The organism is Paenibacillus tianmuensis (genome assembly GCF_900100345.1).
Taxonomy (GTDB): Bacteria; Bacillota; Bacilli; order Paenibacillales; family NBRC-103111; genus Paenibacillus_G; species Paenibacillus_G tianmuensis.
The window spans coordinates 36,495-58,669 of record NZ_FMTT01000008.1 but is presented as its reverse complement, the minus strand read 5'-3'; the positions used below and the strand labels follow the sequence as shown (position 1 = coordinate 58,669).

Sequence of the window (22,175 nt, the reverse complement as noted above, 5' to 3'; positions counted from 1 at the left end):
CAGGCGGATTAATCCGCCGACGGAGGCGCACGGGAAAGAGCCGTCCGGACCGTTTTCGGTTCGGCGGCTTTTTCCGTTGGGTATAAAGGACCTTGCTTACTTGCCGGTAGAGGTCCGTCCGGGCGTTTGCGGTTCTGGGGCAGTTTTCTTCGGCTTCTTGGCATCCGCCATATAGCGATCAATCAGCGCGGCGGCTTCCGCACGCGTGATCAGCCGTTCCGGCTCGAAGCGCTCCGCCGTCACCCCGTCGATCCAGCCGGCCCGCTTCAGGCTGGCGATGGCATCCACGGCCCAGAAGCTCGCCTTCACGTCCCGGAACGGCGGCTGCGCGCCCGGAACATGCGGCGCCTTCGCCAGCCGCTGAAACATCGCCGCCGCCTCCGCCCGGGTCACGGGCTGGTCGGGCCGCAGCGTGCCGTCGGGGTAGCCCTCCAGCACGCCGGCCTTCACCGCCCGATCGAGGGCGGCGAAGGCCCAATGCCCTGCGCTCGCGTCGCGGTACGCGCCTGCGCCGGCCCCGCAGCTCCCGCCGCCGTCGCCGTAAACCCCGCCGGTGACCGTGCCGTTACTGGCGCAGGCGCTCCCTTCCGGCTTCGCCGCCGGCAGGTCGAACACCCGCCCGAGCAGCGTCGCCCACTCCGCTCTCGTCATCATCCGGCCGGGCTCGAAACGCCCGCCGGTGCCTTCAACCACGCCTTGCGCTTTCAGCCGCAGGACGGCGTCCCGGGCCCAGTGTCCCCAAAGATCGGGGAACACGCTGCTTTGCGGCGATATGTATGCTTCAATGCCGCGGGCAATGCCGAGCGCCATCGTCTGGCGCATCGACTCACTGGCTAACAGTTCCGTATCCGCGGCGTTCGAAAGAAACGCCGTCTCCACGAGAATGCTCGGAATCGTTCCCATCCGTACGACATATACCGCACTGGGAACAAGTCCTTTGTTCTCCAGTCCCGTCGTTTGGACGAAAGCGTCCAGCACCTGCTGCGCAAGCTCGCGGCTCTCCGGCGTGAGCGCCTTCATCTCTTCGCTGGCGGGGTAGCTGCTCTGAGGGTAGGTGTCATCATAATAAAGCACCATGGCCCCGCGCGTGCTCGCGTTAAAATTCGAATTGGCATGAACGGAGACGAATAGATCGGCTTGCTGTCCATTGGTGAAATCGACGCGTCCCTTGAGCGAAACATAGTCGTCGGTGTCCCGGGACATGACCACCTCATACCCTCGTTGGACAAGCAGGTCACGCAGTCGACGGGCAATGTCCAGGTTCACTGTTTTCTCCTTCAGGCCGTTTACCCCGATCGCCCCGGGATCGGAGCCGCCATGTCCTGCATCGACGACAATTTTCGCAGCCGAGGCATGCCCCGGCAGCACCAGAAGGGCGAACGCGAGCAAAGCGGCCCGCATCCAAGGCTTTCGCATCTTCCGGTTCACTCCTTCCTTGTTCCGGCTTCTACATCCTGTAAGCGTTAAATATTCCTTCAAGTTAAGCTGTCCTTAGTTATATAAGTCCGCTTGTCCTTCGTGAGTTATGGTATAATGACGTGTGACATTTCGAAGCGGCCGATTGCATTTTCTACGAAAGAGGTATCCTATATTTTGAAAAAGAATACGCTCACGTTCATCCTTATGCTGCTGCTCGGGCTCGTCGCCGGAACGCTCATCGGCCAACTGCTGTCGCCGTATGCGGTATTGTCCTTTCTGACCAAATCCGTAGAGCTGACCTGGCAGCCCAAGGCCGATTTGTTGGTCATTCGGTACGATCTGAATCTGCATATCCGGTTGAATCTGATCAGCATCGTCGGGCTGGCGGCCGGCTTTTGGCTGTTCCGCAAACTTTAGGGCGAAGCGGACTCGGACGGCAAAGCTCCATTTTACAAGCTTTCGAAACGAGGGAGCGGTTTATGACGTTCGCGGTATCCGAAACCTTGATTCAGGCTTCATCTTTTCCGCGTCGCCAGGAGCTGATCGATCAAGTGGGGGTTTACGGAAGCGCAATGCACCTTGCGAAAGAGGGATACAAGGTATCGGCTTGGCTTGCCGAGATGAAACGTGTGGATAAAATTGGAGGACCCAAATGAAAACATTAGTGCTTGCATCATCCTCACCTAGACGACAAGAATTAATTCAAATGTTAAAACTTCCGTTTGAAATTATTACCAACGATGTTGACGAAACAATTTCTACGGACTTGCCTCCAGATCGAATTGTCGAAGAACTATCGCTTAGAAAAGCTAAGGCATCTACTGCAAGGGTTACAGATAGTCAATCCATTGTAATTGGTTCTGACACGATCGTTGTCTATTCACAACAGGTATTAGGAAAACCCAAGGATCAAGAAGACGCTTTTAGGATGCTAAAACTAATTGAGGGAAAGACTCATCAAGTCTATACGGGGATAACTTGTATTGACGTTGGAGAGTCTAGAATAATTACAAGATCAAAAGTGACCGATGTTCGAATGAAAGCATTATCTGATGAACAAATACGTGCCTATATTGCTACTGGTGAGCCAATGGATAAAGCAGGTGCGTATGCAATTCAGGGCATTGGTTCAACAATTATTGAGTCAATCAATGGCGATCATTTTAATGTCGTTGGAATGTCATTGAGTTTACTGTCTGAATTGCTTGAGGAATTGGATGTTAAAGTATTATAAAGATAACGAATCAGTCAGTTGATTATGCCAACTCTTTGACCATGCAGCTAGACACCGCTCCCATTTATTTTGATACTCGCATTGTATTCGACTATGAAAACAAATCAAATCTTACGATATGTAGAACCGGACGTACCCTTCATCCGGCGGACTGAAATCGACTCCGCTTCCCGAAGAGATATATAGGTTTTACAGCTTGTCCAATGCGCATTAGTCCGGTATTCGTCGTGTTTTGCAGGTCGCTGTCATTTGACAAAACATCATGCTATAATGAGAAATCGGACATCTCATAGAAAGAAGGGAATGCATGGAATCGCCCAATATGACCTTGCGCGATGTCCCCAGCGAAGACCGACCGAGAGAGCGCATGATGTTGTATGGGGCGCAAGCACTGAGCAATGCGGAACTGCTGGCCATTTTGCTCCGCACGGGTACATACAAGGAATCGGCCGTTCACGTTGCCCAGCGACTGCTTATCCAATGCGGCGGTCTCCGCATGCTGACGGACATGAGCATGGAGCAGTTGACCGAAATCAAAGGCATCGGCGAAGCCAAAGCGCTGCAGATTCAAGCGGGCATCGAGCTCGGGAGAAGGCTGGCGCGAAGCACGATGAACGAAACGGTTACGATTCGCTCACCGCAGGATGTCGCTGCGCTGCTGATGGAGGATTTGCGCTATTTGCAGAAAGAGCATTTTGTGTGCCTGTTCTTAAATACGAAAAATCACGTCATCGGGCAGGAAACCTTGTCGATGGGCAGCTTAAACGCCTCCATCGTACATCCCCGTGAAGTGTTCCGGGCCGCCATCAAGCGCAGCAGCGCTTCGATCGTCTGTGCCCATAATCATCCGAGCGGTGACCCTACGCCGAGTCCGGAGGACGTGGAAATCACCAAGCGATTAGTCCAAGCGGGCGAAATTGTCGGGATTGACGTGCTGGATCATATCGTCATCGGCGACAAGCGCTACGTGAGTTTGAAGGAGCTTGGATTCATGTAATATAATGAAAGAAACGGCCGGACGGCAGTCGATTCGGGATTGGACGAACCTTGGCCGTTAGGCCGTCAATGCGTTGCCGCACCAATGCGGCAGCTCCTCGTAATCCGCATCAAACAAACCATTCCGCGTGATCAGCGCCTCAAATAGAGAAGGGAGCACCAACCATGTTCGGAGGATTCACAAAAGACTTGGGTATCGACCTGGGAACCGCAAATACGCTAGTTTATGTCAAAGGCAAAGGCATCGTCGTGCGCGAGCCGTCTGTCGTCGCGATTCGCACGGATACAAAAACGATCGAGGCCGTAGGCAATGACGCGAAGAAGATGATTGGCAGAACGCCGGGCAATATCCGCGCGATCCGCCCGATGAAGGACGGCGTCATTGCCGATTTCGAGACCACGTCGACGATGATCAGATATTTCCTCCGTCAAGCGCAGAAACAGCGCGTCTTGTTCCAACGTCATCCGAGCGTTATGGTGTGCGTTCCCTCGGGAATTACCGCAGTGGAGAAGCGCGCGGTAGAAGATGCGACGCGCCAAGCCGGCGCCCGAGATGCGTTCACGATCGAAGAGCCGTTCGCTGCGGCCATCGGCGCCGATCTTCCGGTATGGGAGCCGACCGGTAGCATGGTGGTGGATATCGGCGGGGGGACGACCGAGGTCGCCGTCATTTCCCTCGGCGGCATCGTCACCAGCCGTTCGATCCGTGTGGCCGGCGACGAGATGGATGAAGCGGTCATCCAATATATTAAACGCACATACAATTTGATGATCGGCGAGCGCACGGCGGAGCAGATCAAGATGGAGATCGGCTCGGCACTGCCGTTGGAGCCACCGACCCGTCTTGAAATCCGCGGCCGCGATCTCGTGTCCGGCCTGCCTAAAACGATGGCTGTGACATCCGACGAGATTACCGAGGCGCTTGGCGATACGGTGAACAGCATCGTAGAGGCCGTCAAGGTTACGCTTGAGAAATGCCCGCCGGAACTGGCGGCCGACATTATGGACCGCGGCATTGTGCTGACCGGCGGCGGGGGCTTGCTCCGCAATCTGGATAAGCTGCTGTCCCGCGAAACCGGCATGCCGGTGCTGGTCGCCGAGAATCCTTTGGATTGCGTGGCTATCGGCACCGGGCGCGCACTGGAGAACATTCATTTGTTCAAGACGAGAAGCGGCCCTACAAGCAGGTCCAGGCGCTAAACGCAGCCTCAGGTTGGAAGGTGTAGCCATTGAAACTACTGGGGAATAAAAGACTGCTGATCCTGATGCTCGGCCTCATCTGTTTTATTGCGCTGATGGGATTGACCTTTGGTCAACCGGGCTATAAAACTTGGCCGGAGAAATTTGTTAAGGATGCCCTCGCATGGACACAAGGATTGATTTATAAGCCGGTCGCCTTTGTAGCCGGCGTTTTCGAAGATGTGAATCGGCTGCGTACGCTTCATGAAGAAAATACGGTACTGCGGGAAACGTTATCCAGATACGCCCGCGACACGACGCGCCTGAACGATTTGGAGCTGCAGAACGAGCGGCTGCAGGCGGCGCTTGGCTTCACGGAGCGGCAAAAGTCGATGAACAAGTACAATTTCCGGATTGCCGAAGTGGTGACGTTTCAGCAATCGAACAAGACGATTACGATCAATTTGGGAGAAAAAGACGGCATCCGCCCGAACATGGCCGTTCAGTCGGTTGAAGGCTTGATCGGCCGCGTCGTTGCGGTTTCCAATTTCTATTCCGACGTCCAACTGCTTACAGGAATCGACGACAAGGCCACTTCGAACTCCAAGGCAATTTCCGCGTCCGTCAAAGGAAGAGAGAATGAATCGTTCGGAATAATCGAGCGGTATGATCCCGATAAACAGAAGCTGATTATGACAAAAATCGACCCGCAAGATAAGCTACAGCCAGGGGACACGATCATTACGGCCGGGAAAGGGCTTGTTTTCCCGAACGGCATTGAAATCGGCAAAGTGACGGAACGGTACGAGGGCGATTCAGTCACCCACGTAGCGGAGATCGCGCCGTTTGCGTCCTTCAACCATCTTCGCGAAGTCTTCGTCATCGAGATGCCGGAAGGTTAAGGTGAGCCGATGAATCATAAAAAATTATGGTTGATTCTCTCCGTTTTGTTTTTGCTCGAAGGAACGCTTCTCCCGTGGCTCGTTCCCGTCGCCTGGCAAACGAAGGTTCAGGTGGACCCGCATTTCGTACTTGTTATCGTTTTATTTATCGGATTGTATATCAATCGGCATACGGCGCTCGTTTACGGCCTCGTTTTTGGTATGCTGCATGACTTCATCTATTATTCGCCCATGCTCGGGCCGGTATCGTTCGGAATGGGCCTTGCCGGATATTTGGCCGGCATGCTACAAGGACGCATTTATTCAAGCATCGTGATCAGCATGATCGTGATCGGGCTCGGCAATTTGTTTTACGATATGGCGATCTACGGTTTGTTACGGCTGTTTCGTGTCACACATACGAACTTAGAGTGGGTATTCCTTCATCAGATGCTGCCAAGCATGCTGATCAACCTGTTGTTTGCGCTTGCCATCTACGTGCCGATCCGGAAGCTTTTCGAGGGTCTTCCGGTGAAGCAGACGGAGGAAATGGAATAATTTTTTTAACGCAAGGCAGCAGGAGAACGCCCGCGCCAAGCCGAATTGTATAGGCTTAGGAGGTAGGAGCGGTTATGGCGGCAGCTAAACATCATGTGACGATCAAAGGTGTGAAGGACGGATTGGTGTTTTTGCTCGATGATGCGTGCGAGTTTTCCGATGTGGTCGCCGAGTTGAGACACAAGCTGGAGAAGACGCACCAGCAAATATTAACCGGTCCGATCATTCATGTGTATGTCAAGCTCGGCAATCGGGCGGTGACCGAGGAGCAGCGGGAACTGGTGCGCAGCATCATCAGTCAAAAGGGCAACCTGCTTGTCCAATCCGTAGAGACGGCGGATCCTTCGCACGAGCGAGCGCCGCAAGGGACCCCGGACGTGAAAATCGTTCGGGGGATCGTCCGTTCGGGGCAGACGTTTTCGCATGAGGGCGACATTTTATATTTAGGGGACATTAACCCGGGCGGAGCTATCATCAGCTCGGGCAGCATTTATGTGATGGGTTCGCTCCGCGGCATGGCGCATGCGGGGGTCGACGGAGACGAAAGGTCCGTGATCGCCGCTTCTCACATGAGGCCGACGCAGCTTCGCATCGCGGGAATTATAAGCCGTCCTCCCGACGAATGGGGTCTTGGGGACGCTTTCGATACGTACATGGAATTCGCATACGTGAAGGACGGCAAAATGGAAATCGACAAAATCCATCATTTGCACAAGTTCGGCTTGAATGTACACGCTTGATGGTAAAGGAGTGGGACCTATGGGAGAGGCAATCGTTATCACGTCCGGCAAAGGGGGCGTCGGCAAAACGACGACGTCCGCAAATATCGGAACGGCTTTGGCGCTGCAGGGGAAAAAGGTCGTCATGGTTGATACGGACATCGGTCTCCGCAACTTGGACGTCGTGATGGGCCTTGAAAACCGCATTATATACGACTTGATCGATGTCGCCGAAGGACGGTGCCGACTGCCGCAAGCGCTTGTGAAAGATAAGCGCTTCGATGAGCTGTATATGCTGCCGGCCGCCCAGACGAAAGACAAGCACGCGATTTCGCCGGAAGCGGTTCGGCAAATTGTGGTCGAGCTCAAGCGCGATTTCGACTTTGTGATTATCGATTGTCCGGCCGGCATCGAGCAAGGCTTCAAGAATGCGGTTGCGGGCGCAGACAAAGCGATCGTCGTCACGACGCCGGAAAACGCCGCCGTACGGGATGCCGACCGCATCATCGGTCTTTTGGAAAAAGAGCCGAACGTCGAGTCGCCGAAGCTCGTGATCAACCGCATTCGTCCGAATATGGTCAAAAAAGGCGAAATGCTCGATATCGACGAAATTTGCTCTGTCCTTGCCATCGATCTGCTTGGCATCGTTCCGGATGACGAGTATGTCATTAAAGCTGCGAATCTCGGTGAGCCTACCGTGATGAATCCGGATTCGCGCGCAGCGATCGCTTACCGCAATATCGCCCGGCGGATGCTTGGCGATTCGGTACCGCTGATGCCCATGGAAGAGAAAACCGGCGTATTCAATAAGATGAAAAAGTTTCTCGGAATAGGATGAACGTCAGGTGCTGCACAAGCTGAAAAAAATCGATGTGCCCATCGTAGTCATACTTCTCGCCTTCATGGTCATCAGCACGATGCTCGTGTACAGCGCGACGCTGAACTCAAGAACCATTACGTTTGAACCGACAAAAATAATCGTTATTTACATCGTATCCATTATTGCTTTTTTGGTTACGACCTTGATCGACTACAGGATACTGACCAAAGTTTCCTTTTATTTATACGGATTCGGCGTGTTTCTTCTCATTGCCGTTTTAATGTTCGGTGAAAAGATCGGCGGGGCCAGAGGCTGGTTTTCGCTTCCGGTCGTCAAGCTCGACTTTCAGCCCGTGGAATTATTTAAAATTATTTTGATTCTAACGCTGGCGATGTTCATTGCTAGGCGCAAAGGGGAGCCGCTTGGGCTGCTTCAGGATGTCATTCCCATCGGCTTGATTACGTTCATCCCCGTAGTTCTGGTCGCGGTCCAGCCGGACCTTGGCAATGCGATGATTTTGGTTGTCATCTTGTGCGGAATGTACTGGATCGGCAACATGAGGCTAAGCTATTTGCTGATTGGGGCACTGGTCATCGCTGGGGCTGCCTATTTGTTCTTGTACTTGTTTGAGAATTATCATACAGATATTCAGCAGTTTTTCCAGGCCCAAAAATGGCCGACCCACTGGATGGACCGCATCAATACATTTATTAGTCCGGAAACGGCCAGCAAGGACGACAAATGGCAGGTGGACAATGCCATCCGCGCCATCGGCTCAGGCTCGCTGCTCGGGGAAGGGTATTTGAACGGATCGTCCGTTCATAGCAACCGCATTCCCGTCGTCTACACGGATGCGATATTCGTAGTTGTCGGCGAAGAGTTCGGTTTTGTCGGAGCGTCCGTTTTGCTGCTGATGTATTTTGTATTGATTTACCGCATGATTCTCATCTCAATTTACTGCAACCACCTCGCCGGTACCTACATTATTATCGGTATCGTCTCCATGATGGTTTTCCAAATTTTCGAAAACATCAGCATGTGGATCGGCATTATGCCTGTGACCGGTATAACGTTGCCGTTCATCAGTTACGGGGGAACCTCGCTGCTGATCAACATGATTGCGATGGGACTCGTCATGAGCGTGCGGCTGCATGATGACAAGCTGCTTGAGGACGAGTGAACAAAGATGATACGAAGCGATGTGAAGCACCCTGCTAAAGGGTGTTTTTTTGTATAAAGAAAAGATGAGGTTTCACAGAACCGAGCCCGTTTATTCCTACTCCTTGTCCGTATATTTGCGGGTACAAGCTCATAGGATGGAGTATAGCTTGAATGCGGGAGGGGTAGGGGGATGGAAACGAGAAAAAACGTCCGGGAACGCCGGTCCGAAAAAATACGCAAGCTGCAGGAAGGCGGAAGCCGCCGACCAGGCAGAGAAACGGAATATGCGCATATTGAGTTTCCGTCTGGAGGTGAGATTCGCGAATGGGAATGGGACCGGGATAGCTTGGGCATTGGGGGGGAATGGAAATTCCGATCCGACGACCCGCGCGGATTGCCCGGACCTTATACCCGGCAAGAGGGGCCGCTGAGGCCGGACCTATACGCTCCTGCCGACCCCGAGGAGGAATGGAACCGCAAATGGCGGCGGGAACTATCCCGCATGAGCCGGGAGGACGACGGAGGATCGTTTTTTCGTCCGGGCTCCCGCACCGGGCGGCTTGCGGTCCGGCTGTTGATAAGCGGGATGCTGTTTGCTGCCGTATGGGGCATGTTTCTTCTCGATCGTCCTTGGGCGAACAAGGGCAAGCAGTGGGTAACCGCCGCTTTAACCGAATCGTTCGATATGGTCGCGCTTGCCTCATGGTACGAGAACAAGTTCGGCGGCGCACCGTCTTTTCTTCCGGCGATGAACCCTGCGAAGCACACGGAGGCGCAGAAGGTCGCTATTGTATCAAAGCACTACTTTCCGCCCGTCGCCGGAAAGCTCATTGCTCCGTTTACACCGATGCAGGGCGGGGTTCTTGTGGAAGCGGCGACGGGCTCGCCCGTGGCGACCATCGATACGGGGCTGGTTACATTTGCCGGTCCGAAAGAAGATATCGGATTCGCCGTGGTACTTCGGCATGCAGACGGTATGGAGTCGATATACGGGCATTTGGAGCCGGGAAAGGTGCAGCCGGGAGATTGGTTTAAAGGAGGAGAGTCGATTGGTACGGTAGCGGAACCCGCAGGGGGGCAGGGAGCGGGAACGTTCTTTTTTGCCGTTTCGAAGAACGGTAAGCCCGTCAATCCGATGGACGTGATTTCATTTGATTAGACGGGGGAGAGGCAGGCCGTGGAATGAATGGTTTGGCATCCGCTACCGGTTTCATCCGCTGTTTTCGATCCTGCTGCTGCTATCCGTCTGGACGGGATATTTTATCGAAACGGCAACGCTGTTCGGAATCGTTCTCATTCACGAGCTCGGACACGTCGCGGCTGCCCGAAGCTTCGGCTGGCGGATCAGAGAAGTGCAGCTGCTGCCCTTCGGGGGTGTCGCCTCGATGGAGGAGCCCGGCGGCGTTCCTGCCGCTCAGGACCTCGTCGTCGCTTTGGCCGGACCGCTGCAGAACGTCTGGATGATGGCGGTCGGTTCATTTTTGATTGCGGTGGGTCTGTTTTCCGAGCCATGGGGCTCCTATTTCGTACAGGCGAATCTGCTGATCGCCTTGTTCAATCTCCTTCCGGTGCTGCCGCTGGACGGAGGCAGGGTTATGCAGGTACTGGTCGGGCTGTGGCTGCCTTATCAACGAACGATACAGGTGACAGCCGGGGCCAGCCTGCTGCTAAGCGCGCTGTTGATCGGCGCCGCCGGCGTACACCTGTTCTCGGAAAAAGGCGGCATACAGCTCAATTGGCTGATGATCGGACTGTTTTTGCTCTATTCCAATTGGTACGAATGGCGCAGCACGCCTTACCGCTTCATGCGTTTTCTGGTGCATCGCGAAGCGAGGTTCAAGGACATAAGAGATGGAAAAGGAGAGCTTGCCGGACCGATCGTGGTGCCGGGAAACCGTAAAGTGACCGAGGTCGTCCGGCTGTTTATGCGCGACCGTTATCATTTGGTTTACGTGCTGGATGACAAAGGGCGCATTCGCTATGTCGTTCCTGAGCGCGCGGTGCTCGCTCATTACTTTGACGAAACAAAAAGAGGAAAGTCGCTTGCCGAGCTTTTCGCCTAAAGAATATGGTACAATAAGGCCGAGGTGTTGCTGCACATGAAACGTATATTGGTGAAATGCGACGAAGCGCATACCGAGGTAGCCGTTCAGGAGAACGGCAAGCTCATGGAATATTACAAGGGCGAGCGAAATCAGGGGCAATTGGCCGGAAATATATACATCGGGCGCGTCGTGCGGGTGCTGCAGGGCATGCAGTCGGCTTTTGTCGATATCGGGCTGGAGCGCAACGGATTTTTATATATCGACGATTTGCTGCCAGCTCATATGGATAAGCAGCCGAAGGAAAAGCCGCCCATTCATGATTTGGTCAAAGTGGGACAACAAATTATGGTTCAGGTCGTCAAGGAGCCTGTCGGCACCAAGGGGGCTCGCGTGACGACACATTTCTCGCTCCCAGGCCGCTTCGGCGTCTACATGCCGTTCGCCGATTACATCGGTGTATCCCGCAAAATCGACGGCGCCGCCGACCGCGACCGGTTGAAACGGATGGCTGAGCGTCATCTGCGGCCCGGGGAAGGCTTCATCGTGCGTACGGCAGCTCTCGGAGAGCCCGAGGAAGCGCTGGCGGCCAATCTTGAGGAGCTTCGCATTCGTTGGCAGCAGCTGGAGAAAACGTCCCAATCGAACGGAGACGTGCCGCGCAAAATTTATAGCGATCTGGAAATGCTGCCGCGTTTGCTTCGCGATTTGGTCCGCGACGACGTACAGGAGCTGGTAGTAGGCTCTGAGCGCATGCTGCAGGAGGTGCGCGGGCTTATTGCTTCCCCTCGTTCCGAGGGACTTGCTGATCGGGTCAAGCTTCGCCCTCATACCGATCCGATTGCGGAATACGGGGTGGAGAAACAGCTCGAACAAGGACTCCGACGCAAGGTTTGGCTGGACAACGGCGGGTATTTGATCGTAGACCGTACGGAGGCGCTGACCGTCTTTGACGTCAATACGGGAAAGTACACGGGATCGATCGATCTGGAGCAGACGGTGTTCGACACGAACCTCGAAGCGGCCAGAGAGATTGCGAGATTGCTGCGGCTGCGCGATATCGGAGGGCTGATCATCATCGACTTCATCGATATGGAAACGGAAAGCTCCCGCCAGCAGGTGCTCGAGGAGCTGATGCGGGAAACGAAGAAGGACCGGACGAAGACGGTCGTTGTCGGCTGGACTAAGCTCGGGCTGGTGGAGCTGACGCGCAAAAAAGTGCGGGACAGCAAAGAGGCGGCGGCTCTGAAGTCGTGTCCGACCTGCGGAGGCAGCGGTTTTGTTGACTATAGTCAATAAAGTGTTGCATGTTGCCTACGCTTTATGATATTATATCTTGGTATGTTGCTATAGCATGCTGTAACCGCACGAAGCGGGTTATGTCAAGCGTTTGTCCGGCTCGGACAAACCACCTGGCTTTAGGCGAGTCTGAGACATGAGGAGGTGCAACAATGTACGCAATTATTGAAACTGGTGGTAAACAGTACAAAGTCCAAGAGGGCGATGTTCTTTACATCGAAAAACTCGAAGCAGGCGAAGGCGAAGCGGTGACGTTTGACCGCGTATTGGCCGTATCCGGCGCTAACGGTTTGGTGGTAGGCGCTCCAATTATTTCCGGCGCTTCCGTATCGGGTAAAGTTGAAAAGCATGGCAAAGGCGAGAAAATCATCGTTTACAAATACAAAGCGAAGAAAAACTATCGCCGCAAGCAAGGCCATCGTCAGCCTTACACTAAAGTTGTGATCGAAAAGATCCAAGCGTAAGAAGCCATGATTCGGGTCGCGATAACACGGGGGCCGGGCAGGCGGATTGAGCGTTTTACTGTTGACGGACATGCGCAATATGACGAACCGGGCAAGGACATTGTTTGTGCCGGCGTCTCTGCCGTTACCGTAGGAACGGTAAATGCCGTCGAAACGCTGATGGGAATTCAGCTTGGAACGCGCATGAAGCACGGGCTGCTTCAAGTCAAGATTCCGGTGGAGCTTGAGGCGGACATCGACGAAAAAGTACAACTTTTGCTGGAAAGCATGGTCGTCATGCTGAGATCTATTGAACAATCGTATGGTGCATATATAGCGATGCAAGATACATCATCATTCGAGTAAGGAGGTAGACAGACATGTTGCAATTGAATCTTCAGTTGTTCGCATCCAAAAAGGGTGTAGGTTCCACGAAGAACGGCCGTGACAGTATTGCGAAGCGCCTTGGTGTTAAGCGTGCCGACGGTCAAAAAGTGACGGCAGGAAGCATCCTCGTTCGTCAACGCGGAACGAAAATTCACCCAGGCAACAACGTGGGAATCGGCTCGGACGATACGCTTTTTGCTAAGGTTGAAGGCGTTGTGAAATTCGAACGGTTAGGCCGCGATCGTAAGAAAGTGAGCGTCTACCCTGTGTCGGCTGCTCCTGTAGCCGCAGCAGTGGAAGTTTAATTCCCATCATCAACGTCCAAACCCCTGGCGAACGATGCTCGCCGGGGTTTTTTCTTAATTAGACCCGGAATATTTTGGTAAGTTCATTGGAGGGATACCGTGAATTTTGCCGTACAGCGTGCTATACTGGGAGGGTAAAGGACGAACCGGAACGGAGAGGGTAAGCGTGACGTCAAACGCACAAGGTCGCACCAATGATGTACAATTTTACGATGCGGCGAAGCCGGTGACAGCGCTAGGGGCCTTGTTCGATGGGCCGGATTCGGACGTTCGTTTGCTTCGGTTATTCAATCATTACCGGCATGATTGGATGAACGATATCCAAATTTTGATGGGCTACGTGCAGTTGAAAAAGTATGATAATTTGCTTCCGTTAATGGAGAAGATAAAAGAGAAGGTCAGGCAGGAGAGCTATGTCTTCAAGCTTGGGATTCCTTCCTTAGTTGTGCATTTGCTTGCATTTCAGGCAGAGGTTAAAGAACTGCGTCTTGAATTGGCATTGGAAGAAGAAATCCATATGCAGGAGCTTGTGCAGCCGCTGGAAGCGGCCGATGCCGTTATGGCGATGCTGGCTTGTTTCAGAGAAGAAGCCGGCGACTCCAAAGACGAAGAGAATGTTCTTGAATTACGATTGGCCCGGACGAAAGACCGTTTGAAGCTGACGGCCCGTTACGAAGGGAAATATGCTGCACAGCGGCTGCAGCGTAAAGAAAGATTGCTAAATGAAATACATGAAAATTTGGAAACGTATTACAGCGAACATACGGCTGTGTGGACATTGTGGTGGTCCTACCGGCATTGATACATAAAGAGGGTGAACCTGATGTTTGTAGACAAGGCGAAGATTTATGTTAAAGGCGGTGACGGAGGCGACGGTCTGGTTGCTTTTCGGCGGGAGAAGTACGTTCCCGAGGGAGGACCGGCCGGAGGCGACGGCGGCGATGGCGGCGATGTCATTTTCCGCGTGGATGAAGGATTGCGCACGCTTGTGGATTTTCGCTACCAGAAGCACTTTAAAGCGCAGCGCGGTGAAAAGGGCCGCAATAAAAGCCAGCACGGGGCGAATGCGGATGATATGATCGTGCGGGTTCCGCCGGGAACGGTCGTCATCGACGACGATACGCAGGAGATCATTGCCGATCTGACGCGTCACGGCCAGCAAGTCGTCGTAGCCAAGGGCGGACGGGGAGGCCGGGGCAACACCCGGTTTGCGACATCGAACAACACGGCTCCGGAAATTGCCGAGAACGGGGAAGAAGGCGTCGAACGTTGGGTGGTGCTTGAACTCAAGGTCATGGCGGACGTCGGTCTGGTCGGCTTTCCAAGCGTAGGGAAATCGACGCTATTGTCCGTCGTATCCGGCGCCAAGCCGAAGATCGGGGCGTATCACTTTACGACGTTGACTCCGAATCTCGGTGTGGTCGAGGTAGGCGACGGACGGAGCTTCGTCATGGCGGATTTGCCCGGTTTGATCGAGGGGGCCCATGAAGGAGTAGGATTGGGTCACGAGTTTTTGCGACACGTCGAGCGGACGCGGATCATTGTCCACGTGGTGGACATGGCGGCGACTGAGGGACGCGATCCGTTTGAAGATTGGGTCAAAATCAACGACGAGCTGAATCTTTATAACGCGAAGCTGGAAGAACGGCCGCAGATCGTCGCTGCCAATAAGATGGATATGCCCGGTGCGGAGGAGCAGCTTGCCGAATTTAAGCGCAGGCTTGCCGAAATCGGCAAAGAATTGGACATCTATCCGGTTTCCGCCCTTTCCCGGACCGGCGTGCAAGAGCTATTGTACAAAGTCGCCGATAAGCTGGAGACCATTCCGGAAATGCCGATGGTGGAAGAATTGGTCGAATTGTCGGAGCGCAAGGTGTACCGCTTGGAGGCCGAGGAAGGCGAGGACTTCACGATTCGCCAGGAAAACGAGGTCTTTGTTATCGATAGTCCGAGCATTGAGAAGCTGATCAAGCGGACCAACTTCAGCACTCATGAATCGGTTATGCGGTTTGCGCGCATTCTGCGTAAGAAGGGCGTCGATCAAGCGCTGCGTGAGCGTGGCGCGAAGGACGGCCAGACGATTCGCATCGGGGATTTCGAATTTGAGTTCGTAGAACAGGAATAGAACAAACGAAAGCATCAATCTCATGTGAGGTTGGTAGTGATATTGTTTTCAGAAAGGGCGCTCCTCTAGGGCGCCCTCTTTGTTTTTAACGCACGGGAAGAAGGTCAAACCTGCTGCGGGTCGATGAGCTGCGTCCAATGCACAGCAGAATTACCGGCTTCGTCGTAGCCTGCCGTTCCGACCCACACGTGGGGGTTCGGCCCTTCGGTAAAATAATGCTCCAGCAGCTTGCGGAAAATAAACGGGATGTCGCGATGGAGCACCTGATGGCGCGGAATCCAATGCAGCTCCCCCTCGTCGGTCGAGCCGACGTCTCTTTTTAAGGCTTCGGCCGTGTAGATAAACTGCTGACGCACCTCCTGCTGGTTGAGGCGGATCAAGATGTACTGCAGCCGCAGATTCGCAATATCTTCCGCCAGCAGTCCGGTTTCCTCGTGAATTTCCCGGAGAACCGCCGCCGCCGGATCGCCGATTTCGTGCGGCTCCATATGTCCGCCAACGGCCGCCCACAAGCCGGGGGACAGCGTCCGGTTAGGGGAGCGCTTCATCATCAACATATCGTTTCCGTGAAATAAAATAGCCGTAGCCATCAAACGCGCTCGTATCAAGCTTCGTCCTCTCCTTTATGATAACGCAGATTTGCTGAATACCACTTTATCATAAAATATCGAAAAAAGCCTATTGCGGGAAGTCCGCGATTTGCGCTATAATGTCCACTAGGTAAAAACAATCGTCTTTTTAGAGAGGACTATTCCAGTGCCGGAAAAACAAGCCGTTCAGGATAGCCGGATCGGGACGGAGCGCTACTTTTTGGTGCGTGAAGATATACTGCCCGAGGCGCTGATTAAGACAGTACAGGCCAAAGAGCTGCTGGCCCGCGGAGAGGTGAAAACCATTCACGAAGCGGTGGAGCAGGTGGAGCTGAGCCGAAGCGCTTTTTACAAGTATAAGGACGGGATTTTCCCGCTCAGCAAGCTCGAACGGGAGCGGATCGTGACGATCTCGATGGATTTGGAGCATCGGCCGGCGATTTTGTCCCGGGTGCTCGCGATGATTGCGGGCCTTGAGGGCAACGTGCTGACGATTCACCAGACGATCCCGCTGCAGGGCGTAGCCAACGTCGTCATCTCGGTGGAAACGTCCATGATGGGCGAAACCGTCGCCTCGCTGCTCGACAAGCTGTGCAGCCAGGAAGGGGTAAGCCGGGCCGCATTGGTGGGGCAAGGCTAGAACTCATTTTTGGGACCATCTACTTTATGCACTACTACAATCAGGAGGAACCCTATGAAACCTGTCAAAGTTGGATTACTTGGTCTCGGTACGGTCGGTACCGGGGTCGTTCGCATCGTGGAAGGACATCAGCATGATCTGATGAGCCAATCGGGCTCGCCGATCGAGATCGTTAAAATTTTGGTGCAGGACAAAAACAAAGCCCGCAATATCAGCGTTTCGTCGGATATGCTTACGGAAAATCCCTGGGATGTCATCGAGAACCCGGAGATCGACGTCATCGTCGAAGTGATGGGCGGCATCGAGCTGACGAAACAGCTGATGCTCGGCGCGCTGGAGCGCGGCAAGCACATCGTTACGGCAAACAAAGACCTGATGGCGCTGCACAGCCCGGAAATTTTGGCGAAGGCCGCCGAGAAAGGCTGCGACGTCTTCTACGAAGCGAGCGTAGCTGGCGGTATCCCGATCATCCGCACGTTGATCGAAGGCTTTTCTTCCGACCGGATCACGAAGATTATGGGGATCGTCAATGGGACGACCAATTATATTTTGGCGAAAATGAGTAAGGAAGGCGCGGCTTACGCCGATGTGCTGAAGGAAGCGCAGGAGCTCGGCTACGCCGAAGCCGATCCGACCTCCGATGTCGAAGGCCTCGATGCAGCGCGGAAAATGACGATTCTCGGCACGCTCGGCTTTCACGCTAACGTTGCGCTTGCGGATGTGGAAGTGAAGGGCATCTCCGGCGTAACCAAAGAGGATATTGCGTACGGCAAACGTTTGGGTTACGAAGTTAAACTGCTCGGCATCGCCGAACGGCAGGACGAGCATATCAGCATCAGCGTTCAACCGACGATGGTGAAGACGTCGCATCCGCTGGCGTCCGTCAACGGAGTGTTCAACGCCGTCTACGTGCATGGAGAAGCGGTAGGAGAGACGATGTTTTATGGTCCCGGCGCGGGCGAGATGCCGACGGCAACGTCGGTTGTGGCCGACCTTGTCGCTGTCGTCCGCAACCTGAATCTTGGCGTGAACGGCCGCCGCGGGTTCATCCCGTACAAAGAGAAGAAGCTGAAAACCGACGAGCAGATCGCTTCCAAAAACTTCATCCTGCTTCACGTCGCCGACAAAGCGGGCGTGCTTTCCCAAATCACGCAAGTATTTGCCGAGCACGGGGTTAGTCTGGAGTCGGTTCTACAGCACCCGAATGCAACGAATCCGCTTGCCGAAATCATCATTGTCACGCACGATGCCAACAAGGCGGCGATGAAAAAGGTGCTGAAACAATTCGAAGCCATGGACGTCGTTCATGCGATCAAAAGCGTATACCGAGTGGAGGGCTGATCGAAATGAGATACATGGGACTGCTCCAGACCTATAAACCATATTTGCCGGTGAACGACAATACGCCGCTCCTCACTCTGCAGGAAGGCAACACGCCGCTCGTCCGTGCGGAAAATTTGTCGAACGAGCTCGACCTCGACATTTATTTTAAATATGAGGGCCTGAACCCGACCGGCTCGTTCAAAGACCGCGGGATGGTTATGGCCGTTGCCAAAGCGATGGAAGAGGGCAGCCGCACGATTATGTGCGCCTCCACAGGTAATACGTCGGCGGCGGCAGCCGCTTACGCGGCGCGTGGCGGGTTGAACTGCATCGTGCTTATCCCGAATAACAACATCGCGCTCGGCAAGCTGGCTCAGGCGATGATTTACGGCGCCAAGGTCATCGCCATTGAAGGAAACTTCGACCGTGCGCTTGAGATCGTACGCGAAATTACGGCCAAGCATCCGATCACGCTGGTGAACTCCGTCAATCCGTTCCGGATCGAGGGCCAAAAGACGGCGGCGTTTGAGGTGTGCGACCAGCTCGGCAAAGCGCCGGACTATCTCGCGATTCCGGTTGGCAATGCAGGCAACATTACCGCTTACTGGAAAGGGTTCAAGGAGTACTACGAGAATGGCAAATCGAAGTCGCTGCCGAAAATGATCGGCTTCGAAGCCGAGGGCTCGGCGGCTATCGTACGCGGCGAACCGATCCCGAACCCGGAAACGATCGCAACGGCGATCCGCATTGGCAACCCGGCCACCTGGAAAGGTGCGGAGGCGGCAGCCAAAGATTCCGGCGGTCAAATCAATTTCGTGACGGATGAGCAGATCTTGCATGCCTACAAGACGATTGCCGCGCGTGAAGGGATCTTTGCCGAGCCGGCCTCGGCAGCGTCGATCGCCGGCGTCATGAAGCTGAAGAGCGAAGGCTATTTCGAGAAGGGCCAATCCGTTGTCTGCGTGCTGACGGGGCACGGTCTTAAAGATCCGAACATCGCCATCAAGAGCGTCAGTGCGGAACCGATGGTCGTGCAAGACTCTGAAGCAGCGGTCATGGAAGCGATCCGCAAGCTTGAAGGTTAGGAGCGTCGCGGTCACTATGGAAAACGGCAGCAGGAGAGTGCGCGTCAAGGTGCCGGCCAGCACGGCCAACCTCGGCCCTGGCTTCGATACGCTGGGAATGGCATTGAATTTGTATGCTTGGATTGAGATGGGGCTTGCCGAGACGACGCAGATCGAGCTTTTTGGCGACCAGATGAATGGCGTGCCTGCGGATAAAAGCAATCTCATTTACAAAGTAGCCCAAATGGTGTTCGAGCGGGCGGGTGTCCGTCATCCGGAGCTGTACATTGCGATGTACAGCGACATTCCGCTGACGCGCGGCCTCGGCAGCAGCGCTTCGGCCATTGTCGGCGCGCTGGCTGCGGCTAACGCGCTGATCGACCGTCCGTTTACCGACGACGATTTGTTTCAAATGGCGACGGAGCTGGAGCAGCACCCCGACAATGTCGGGGCCTCGCTGTTTGGCGGTATCGTCGTCGCTTTCTGGGACGGCAAGCGGGCGGAGCATATCCGCATCGAGCCGCATGAACAGCTGGAAGTGCTGGTGGCAATCCCGCACTTCCAATTGCCGACGGACAAAGCTCGCGGGGTGCTGCCGCGCGAGCAGAGCCTCAAGAACGCCGTCTTCAACGTCGGCCATTCGTCGGTGCTGGTAGCCGCCCTGTGCACCGGGCGGCTTGATATGATCTCGCGCGCGATGAAGGATGCGCTGCATCAGCCTTACCGTGCCCCGCTGGTGCCCGGGCTTGCCAAGATCCTCGCCGAAGCGACGAACCACGGCGCGCTCGGCGTCGCGCTTAGCGGCGCGGGTCCGACGATGCTGGCGCTCGTCGACCGCCGCAGCTCCCGGAAGGCGGAGCTTGAGGCGTTCATGCGGGGAGCGTTGAAGAAAGAAGGGATCGAGGCCTCGACGATGTGGCTGAGTCCCGACAGAGCGGGAGTTCAGGCGCATCGATTGACCTCTGCGGACAGCGGACGAACATTATTTGAAATGATAAAGGGAGAGAACCGGGCATGAAGCGAATATCGCTCCTCGGACCTGGAACGTACACCGAAGAATCCGCACATCATTATCTTGGTCGGGACGTTTTTGAGTATGTAAATTACAAATTGATTGCGGATGTGTTCGAATCGACGGTAAATGGTGTGACCGATTACAGCGTGATTCCGATCGAAAATACGTTCGAGGGATCTGTCAGCCTGCATGTGGACTGGCTTGTACACAATGTCGACCTGCCGATTCAGGCGGAGTGGGTATATCCCATTTCGATCAATCTGCTGCGTTTGCCCGGCGGGCCGGGCGGTTCGGACGAGCTGGAGGCAGCTTGCGGAGCGATCCGCAAAATTTATTCCCACGGGGTCACACTGGCGCAGTGCCAGCAGTTTCTGCGTACGCACTTGCCCAATGTCGAGCTGGAGCCTGTCGGCAGCAACGGCGAGGCGGCGCGCATGGTCAGAGAGCTTGGCGATCCAGCTGCTGCCGCCCTTGCGCCGCTTGGCGCCGGGGCATTGTACGGGCTCGAAACGCTGGCAGCGGGCGTGCAGGACCATCAGAACAATTTCACGCGTTTCGTGCTGATCGGTCACGAAAAGCCGCAGCTCAAAGAGACGGCCGACCGGAAAACGACCATCCTGGTCACGCTGCCGGAGGATTTTCCAGGGGCGCTGCATCAGGTGCTCTCGGCGTTTGCCTGGAGGCGCATCAACTTGTCCAAAATCGAGTCGCGTCCGACGAAGAAAAAGCTGGGAAGCTATTATTTTTATATCGACATCGAGGCTTCGATGGATTCCGTGCTGCTTCCTGCGGCTCTGCAAGAAGTTGAGGCCATCGGCTGCCAAGTCCGGCTCATGGGCTGCTACCCTACGTTTTCTTACGGAAACGAAACGGCAAAAGTCTAGTTCTCTTGGCATAAGTCGCTCAACTAAACGGCGAGTACGGCAGCAAAAAGAATGCGGAATTTCGGCGGGAGTGCCGATATTTGCGGTAAACTGGTGAATTGGGGGAAACCTGCTTGACGCAGGGTTCTTTTTTTTGGAGCTTTGTTTTGTACTGGGGGATTTCTCTCTATCGCGGATCGTGAGAGATGCCGGTGGTTTCGTACCATTTTTTTCGATTCGGATGGTCAAATGCCTACTTTGCTGCATAAACTGTAATGTCATTTTGTTCCGGAGCGCCAGCGGGCTTCACGGAGCCGGTTCCGGGCCGGAAATCAAGCGGTTTTCTTAAGTCAATACGACTTCCGCACAACTGAAGGAGGTTTATGCAGTGAAGATTCATATCGTCAAGAAAGGCGAGTCGCTTTACGGGTTGTCCCAAAAGTACGGCGTCGAGCTCGACAAGCTGATCGCGGCCAATCCGCAAATCACTGATCCGAACGTCGTCGATGTCGGGCAGAAGGTGAAAATTCCTCATGCGCCGAAGCCGGTAGCCCCCCCGCCAACGGATTATTTGTATAAGCATGTCGTGGTTCAGGGGGACTCGCTTTGGAAGCTGGGCAAAGCGTGGGGAGTTCCGCTTGCGGACATGATTGCGGCCAACCCGCAGCTCAAAAATCCGAATGTATTGATGACCGGAGATGTCGTCTACATTCCGAAGCCGGGCTCGAACCCGAACCTTCACCCGACGGCGGCACCGCAAGCTCCGCTGCCTGTCGAAGCGTCACCGATCTCGGAGCTTCCGCTTGCGCCGAACGTAGGCATGCCTAATGTGGGTTCGCAGCCGGAGATGGAAACACCGCATATGGGACCGCTCCAGAGTTTGGGCATACCGCACGTCATGCCGCTCTCAAATATCCCGCAGCCGAATGTGACACCATTTTCGACTCAGCCGAATATTCCACAGCCCAAAGTGGAGCCATTATCGGTGCAGCCGAATATCCCGCAGCTGAACGTGGCACCGTTCTCGGTGCAGCCAAATATCCCTCAGCTGAACGTGGCACCGTTCTCGGTGCAGCCAAATATCCCGCAGCTGAACGTAGCGCCGTTTGCGG

The 22,175-nt window shown here is 54.6% G+C and carries 26 protein-coding genes and 1 other annotated feature; of the genes, 24 read left to right on the top strand and 2 right to left on the bottom strand.

What is annotated here, in order from left to right:
* Nucleotides 1–96: 96 nt before the first annotated feature.
* Nucleotides 97–1,416: an N-acetylmuramoyl-L-alanine amidase gene (locus BLO51_RS07815; protein ID WP_090669367.1), complete on the bottom strand. Its 1,320-nt coding sequence runs from the start codon at nucleotides 1,414–1,416 to the stop codon at nucleotides 97–99.
* Nucleotides 1,417–1,593: 177 nt separating this feature from the next.
* Here BLO51_RS07815 and BLO51_RS07810 point away from each other — a divergent pair, with 177 nt between their 5' ends.
* The 18 genes from BLO51_RS07810 (at nucleotide 1,594) to obgE (ending at nucleotide 15,568) form a co-directional block, all read left to right on the top strand.
* Entirely contained in the window at nucleotides 1,594–1,836 is a 243-nt protein-coding gene (locus BLO51_RS07810; RefSeq protein WP_090669635.1) for a DUF4321 domain-containing protein, read from the top strand.
* Nucleotides 1,815–2,075: a hypothetical protein gene (locus BLO51_RS28480; RefSeq protein WP_143006840.1), complete on the top strand. Its 261-nt coding sequence runs from the start codon at nucleotides 1,815–1,817 to the stop codon at nucleotides 2,073–2,075. Before BLO51_RS07810 ends, BLO51_RS28480 begins: the two co-directional genes overlap by 22 nt.
* Nucleotides 2,072–2,653 (top strand): Maf family protein, encoded by a 582-nt coding sequence (locus tag BLO51_RS07805; RefSeq protein WP_090669363.1) that lies wholly within the window; start codon nucleotides 2,072–2,074, stop codon nucleotides 2,651–2,653. The genes BLO51_RS28480 and BLO51_RS07805 overlap by 4 nt, the downstream gene beginning before the upstream one ends.
* A gap of 307 nt (nucleotides 2,654–2,960) precedes the next feature.
* Nucleotides 2,961–3,650, top strand: a complete 690-nt coding sequence (gene radC / locus BLO51_RS07800; RefSeq protein WP_090669360.1) for a RadC family protein — start codon at nucleotides 2,961–2,963, stop codon at nucleotides 3,648–3,650.
* 164 nt (nucleotides 3,651–3,814) lie between these two features.
* The gene (locus BLO51_RS07795; RefSeq protein ID WP_090669357.1) at nucleotides 3,815–4,849 is read left to right on the top strand and encodes a rod shape-determining protein; all 1,035 of its coding nucleotides are present in this window, start codon (nucleotides 3,815–3,817) and stop codon (nucleotides 4,847–4,849) included.
* A 29-nt stretch (nucleotides 4,850–4,878) separates the two neighbouring features.
* Complete coding sequence (mreC, locus tag BLO51_RS07790) at nucleotides 4,879–5,730, top strand: rod shape-determining protein MreC (protein ID WP_090669354.1); 852 nt, start codon at nucleotides 4,879–4,881, stop codon at nucleotides 5,728–5,730.
* A 9-nt stretch (nucleotides 5,731–5,739) separates the two neighbouring features.
* Complete coding sequence (gene mreD / locus BLO51_RS07785; RefSeq protein WP_090669351.1) at nucleotides 5,740–6,267, top strand: rod shape-determining protein MreD; 528 nt, start codon at nucleotides 5,740–5,742, stop codon at nucleotides 6,265–6,267.
* 74 nt (nucleotides 6,268–6,341) lie between these two features.
* On the top strand, nucleotides 6,342–7,007 hold the full coding sequence (gene minC / locus BLO51_RS07780) for a septum site-determining protein MinC (RefSeq protein ID WP_090669348.1): 666 nt from the start codon (nucleotides 6,342–6,344) through the stop codon (nucleotides 7,005–7,007).
* Nucleotides 7,008–7,026: 19 nt separating this feature from the next.
* Nucleotides 7,027–7,824, top strand: a complete 798-nt coding sequence (minD, locus tag BLO51_RS07775; RefSeq protein ID WP_090669345.1) for a septum site-determining protein MinD — start codon at nucleotides 7,027–7,029, stop codon at nucleotides 7,822–7,824.
* A 7-nt stretch (nucleotides 7,825–7,831) separates the two neighbouring features.
* Nucleotides 7,832–8,986, top strand: a complete 1,155-nt coding sequence (locus BLO51_RS07770) for an FtsW/RodA/SpoVE family cell cycle protein (RefSeq protein ID WP_090669342.1) — start codon at nucleotides 7,832–7,834, stop codon at nucleotides 8,984–8,986.
* A gap of 171 nt (nucleotides 8,987–9,157) precedes the next feature.
* On the top strand, nucleotides 9,158–10,126 hold the full coding sequence (locus BLO51_RS07765) for a peptidoglycan DD-metalloendopeptidase family protein (RefSeq protein WP_090669339.1): 969 nt from the start codon (nucleotides 9,158–9,160) through the stop codon (nucleotides 10,124–10,126).
* Nucleotides 10,119–11,030, top strand: a complete 912-nt coding sequence (locus BLO51_RS07760; RefSeq protein ID WP_425415802.1) for a site-2 protease family protein — start codon at nucleotides 10,119–10,121, stop codon at nucleotides 11,028–11,030. Before BLO51_RS07765 ends, BLO51_RS07760 begins: the two co-directional genes overlap by 8 nt.
* A 36-nt stretch (nucleotides 11,031–11,066) precedes the next feature.
* Nucleotides 11,067–12,308: an Rne/Rng family ribonuclease gene (locus BLO51_RS07755; protein ID WP_174551207.1), complete on the top strand. Its 1,242-nt coding sequence runs from the start codon at nucleotides 11,067–11,069 to the stop codon at nucleotides 12,306–12,308.
* Nucleotides 12,309–12,360: 52 nt separating this feature from the next.
* Nucleotides 12,361–12,449, top strand: a sequence feature (ribosomal protein L21 leader region).
* A gap of 11 nt (nucleotides 12,450–12,460) precedes the next feature.
* Nucleotides 12,461–12,772: a 50S ribosomal protein L21 gene (gene rplU / locus BLO51_RS07750; RefSeq protein ID WP_090669333.1), complete on the top strand. Its 312-nt coding sequence runs from the start codon at nucleotides 12,461–12,463 to the stop codon at nucleotides 12,770–12,772.
* Nucleotides 12,773–12,778: 6 nt separating this feature from the next.
* Complete coding sequence (locus tag BLO51_RS07745) at nucleotides 12,779–13,117, top strand: ribosomal-processing cysteine protease Prp (protein WP_090669330.1); 339 nt, start codon at nucleotides 12,779–12,781, stop codon at nucleotides 13,115–13,117.
* Between the two features lie 14 nt (nucleotides 13,118–13,131).
* On the top strand, nucleotides 13,132–13,443 hold the full coding sequence (rpmA, locus tag BLO51_RS07740; RefSeq protein ID WP_010498641.1) for a 50S ribosomal protein L27: 312 nt from the start codon (nucleotides 13,132–13,134) through the stop codon (nucleotides 13,441–13,443).
* Nucleotides 13,444–13,609: 166 nt separating this feature from the next.
* Nucleotides 13,610–14,245, top strand: coding sequence for a Spo0B domain-containing protein (locus BLO51_RS07735; protein WP_245719574.1), 636 nt, complete (start codon nucleotides 13,610–13,612; stop codon nucleotides 14,243–14,245).
* A gap of 21 nt (nucleotides 14,246–14,266) precedes the next feature.
* The gene (gene obgE, locus BLO51_RS07730; protein WP_090669324.1) at nucleotides 14,267–15,568 is read left to right on the top strand and encodes a GTPase ObgE; all 1,302 of its coding nucleotides are present in this window, start codon (nucleotides 14,267–14,269) and stop codon (nucleotides 15,566–15,568) included.
* Nucleotides 15,569–15,672: 104 nt separating this feature from the next.
* Here obgE and BLO51_RS07725 read toward each other — a convergent pair whose 3' ends face one another.
* A complete protein-coding gene (locus BLO51_RS07725; RefSeq protein ID WP_090669321.1) occupies nucleotides 15,673–16,176 on the bottom strand; it encodes an NUDIX domain-containing protein in 504 nt (167 codons plus the stop codon).
* A 148-nt stretch (nucleotides 16,177–16,324) separates the two neighbouring features.
* Here BLO51_RS07725 and BLO51_RS07720 point away from each other — a divergent pair, with 148 nt between their 5' ends.
* The 6 genes from BLO51_RS07720 to BLO51_RS07695 form a co-directional block, all read left to right on the top strand.
* Entirely contained in the window at nucleotides 16,325–16,798 is a 474-nt protein-coding gene (locus tag BLO51_RS07720; RefSeq protein WP_090669318.1) for an ACT domain-containing protein, read from the top strand.
* A 54-nt stretch (nucleotides 16,799–16,852) separates the two neighbouring features.
* A complete protein-coding gene (locus tag BLO51_RS07715) occupies nucleotides 16,853–18,139 on the top strand; it encodes a homoserine dehydrogenase (protein WP_090669316.1) in 1,287 nt (428 codons plus the stop codon).
* Nucleotides 18,140–18,144: 5 nt separating this feature from the next.
* Nucleotides 18,145–19,206, top strand: a complete 1,062-nt coding sequence (thrC, locus tag BLO51_RS07710; RefSeq protein WP_090669293.1) for a threonine synthase — start codon at nucleotides 18,145–18,147, stop codon at nucleotides 19,204–19,206.
* Between the two features lie 16 nt (nucleotides 19,207–19,222).
* Nucleotides 19,223–20,203: a homoserine kinase gene (thrB, locus tag BLO51_RS07705; protein ID WP_090669286.1), complete on the top strand. Its 981-nt coding sequence runs from the start codon at nucleotides 19,223–19,225 to the stop codon at nucleotides 20,201–20,203.
* The gene (gene pheA / locus BLO51_RS07700; RefSeq protein ID WP_090669285.1) at nucleotides 20,200–21,084 is read left to right on the top strand and encodes a prephenate dehydratase; all 885 of its coding nucleotides are present in this window, start codon (nucleotides 20,200–20,202) and stop codon (nucleotides 21,082–21,084) included. Before thrB ends, pheA begins: the two co-directional genes overlap by 4 nt.
* 367 nt (nucleotides 21,085–21,451) lie before the next feature.
* The coding region (locus BLO51_RS07695; RefSeq protein ID WP_143006843.1) for a LysM peptidoglycan-binding domain-containing protein at nucleotides 21,452–22,175 on the top strand (724 nt) is incomplete at its 3' end.

Bases quoted from the DNA above. Each gene is read 5' to 3' on its own strand.
- BLO51_RS07815 (WP_090669367.1), bottom strand. From the start codon at position 1,416: ATGCGAAAGCCTTGGATGCGGGCCGCTTTGCTCGCGTTCGCCCTTCTG.
- BLO51_RS07805 (WP_090669363.1), top strand. From the start codon at position 2,072: ATGAAAACATTAGTGCTTGCATCATCCTCACCTAGACGACAAGAATTA.
- radC (WP_090669360.1), top strand. From the start codon at position 2,961: ATGGAATCGCCCAATATGACCTTGCGCGATGTCCCCAGCGAAGACCGA.
- BLO51_RS07795 (WP_090669357.1), top strand. From the start codon at position 3,815: ATGTTCGGAGGATTCACAAAAGACTTGGGTATCGACCTGGGAACCGCA.
- mreD (WP_090669351.1), top strand. From the start codon at position 5,740: ATGAATCATAAAAAATTATGGTTGATTCTCTCCGTTTTGTTTTTGCTC.
- minC (WP_090669348.1), top strand. From the start codon at position 6,342: ATGGCGGCAGCTAAACATCATGTGACGATCAAAGGTGTGAAGGACGGA.
- minD (WP_090669345.1), top strand. From the start codon at position 7,027: ATGGGAGAGGCAATCGTTATCACGTCCGGCAAAGGGGGCGTCGGCAAA.
- BLO51_RS07765 (WP_090669339.1), top strand. From the start codon at position 9,158: ATGGAAACGAGAAAAAACGTCCGGGAACGCCGGTCCGAAAAAATACGC.
- BLO51_RS07755 (WP_174551207.1), top strand. From the start codon at position 11,067: ATGAAACGTATATTGGTGAAATGCGACGAAGCGCATACCGAGGTAGCC.
- rplU (WP_090669333.1), top strand. From the start codon at position 12,461: ATGTACGCAATTATTGAAACTGGTGGTAAACAGTACAAAGTCCAAGAG.
- BLO51_RS07745 (WP_090669330.1), top strand. From the start codon at position 12,779: ATGATTCGGGTCGCGATAACACGGGGGCCGGGCAGGCGGATTGAGCGT.
- rpmA (WP_010498641.1), top strand. From the start codon at position 13,132: ATGTTGCAATTGAATCTTCAGTTGTTCGCATCCAAAAAGGGTGTAGGT.
- obgE (WP_090669324.1), top strand. From the start codon at position 14,267: ATGTTTGTAGACAAGGCGAAGATTTATGTTAAAGGCGGTGACGGAGGC.
- BLO51_RS07715 (WP_090669316.1), top strand. From the start codon at position 16,853: ATGAAACCTGTCAAAGTTGGATTACTTGGTCTCGGTACGGTCGGTACC.
- thrC (WP_090669293.1), top strand. From the start codon at position 18,145: ATGAGATACATGGGACTGCTCCAGACCTATAAACCATATTTGCCGGTG.
- thrB (WP_090669286.1), top strand. From the start codon at position 19,223: ATGGAAAACGGCAGCAGGAGAGTGCGCGTCAAGGTGCCGGCCAGCACG.
- pheA (WP_090669285.1), top strand. From the start codon at position 20,200: ATGAAGCGAATATCGCTCCTCGGACCTGGAACGTACACCGAAGAATCC.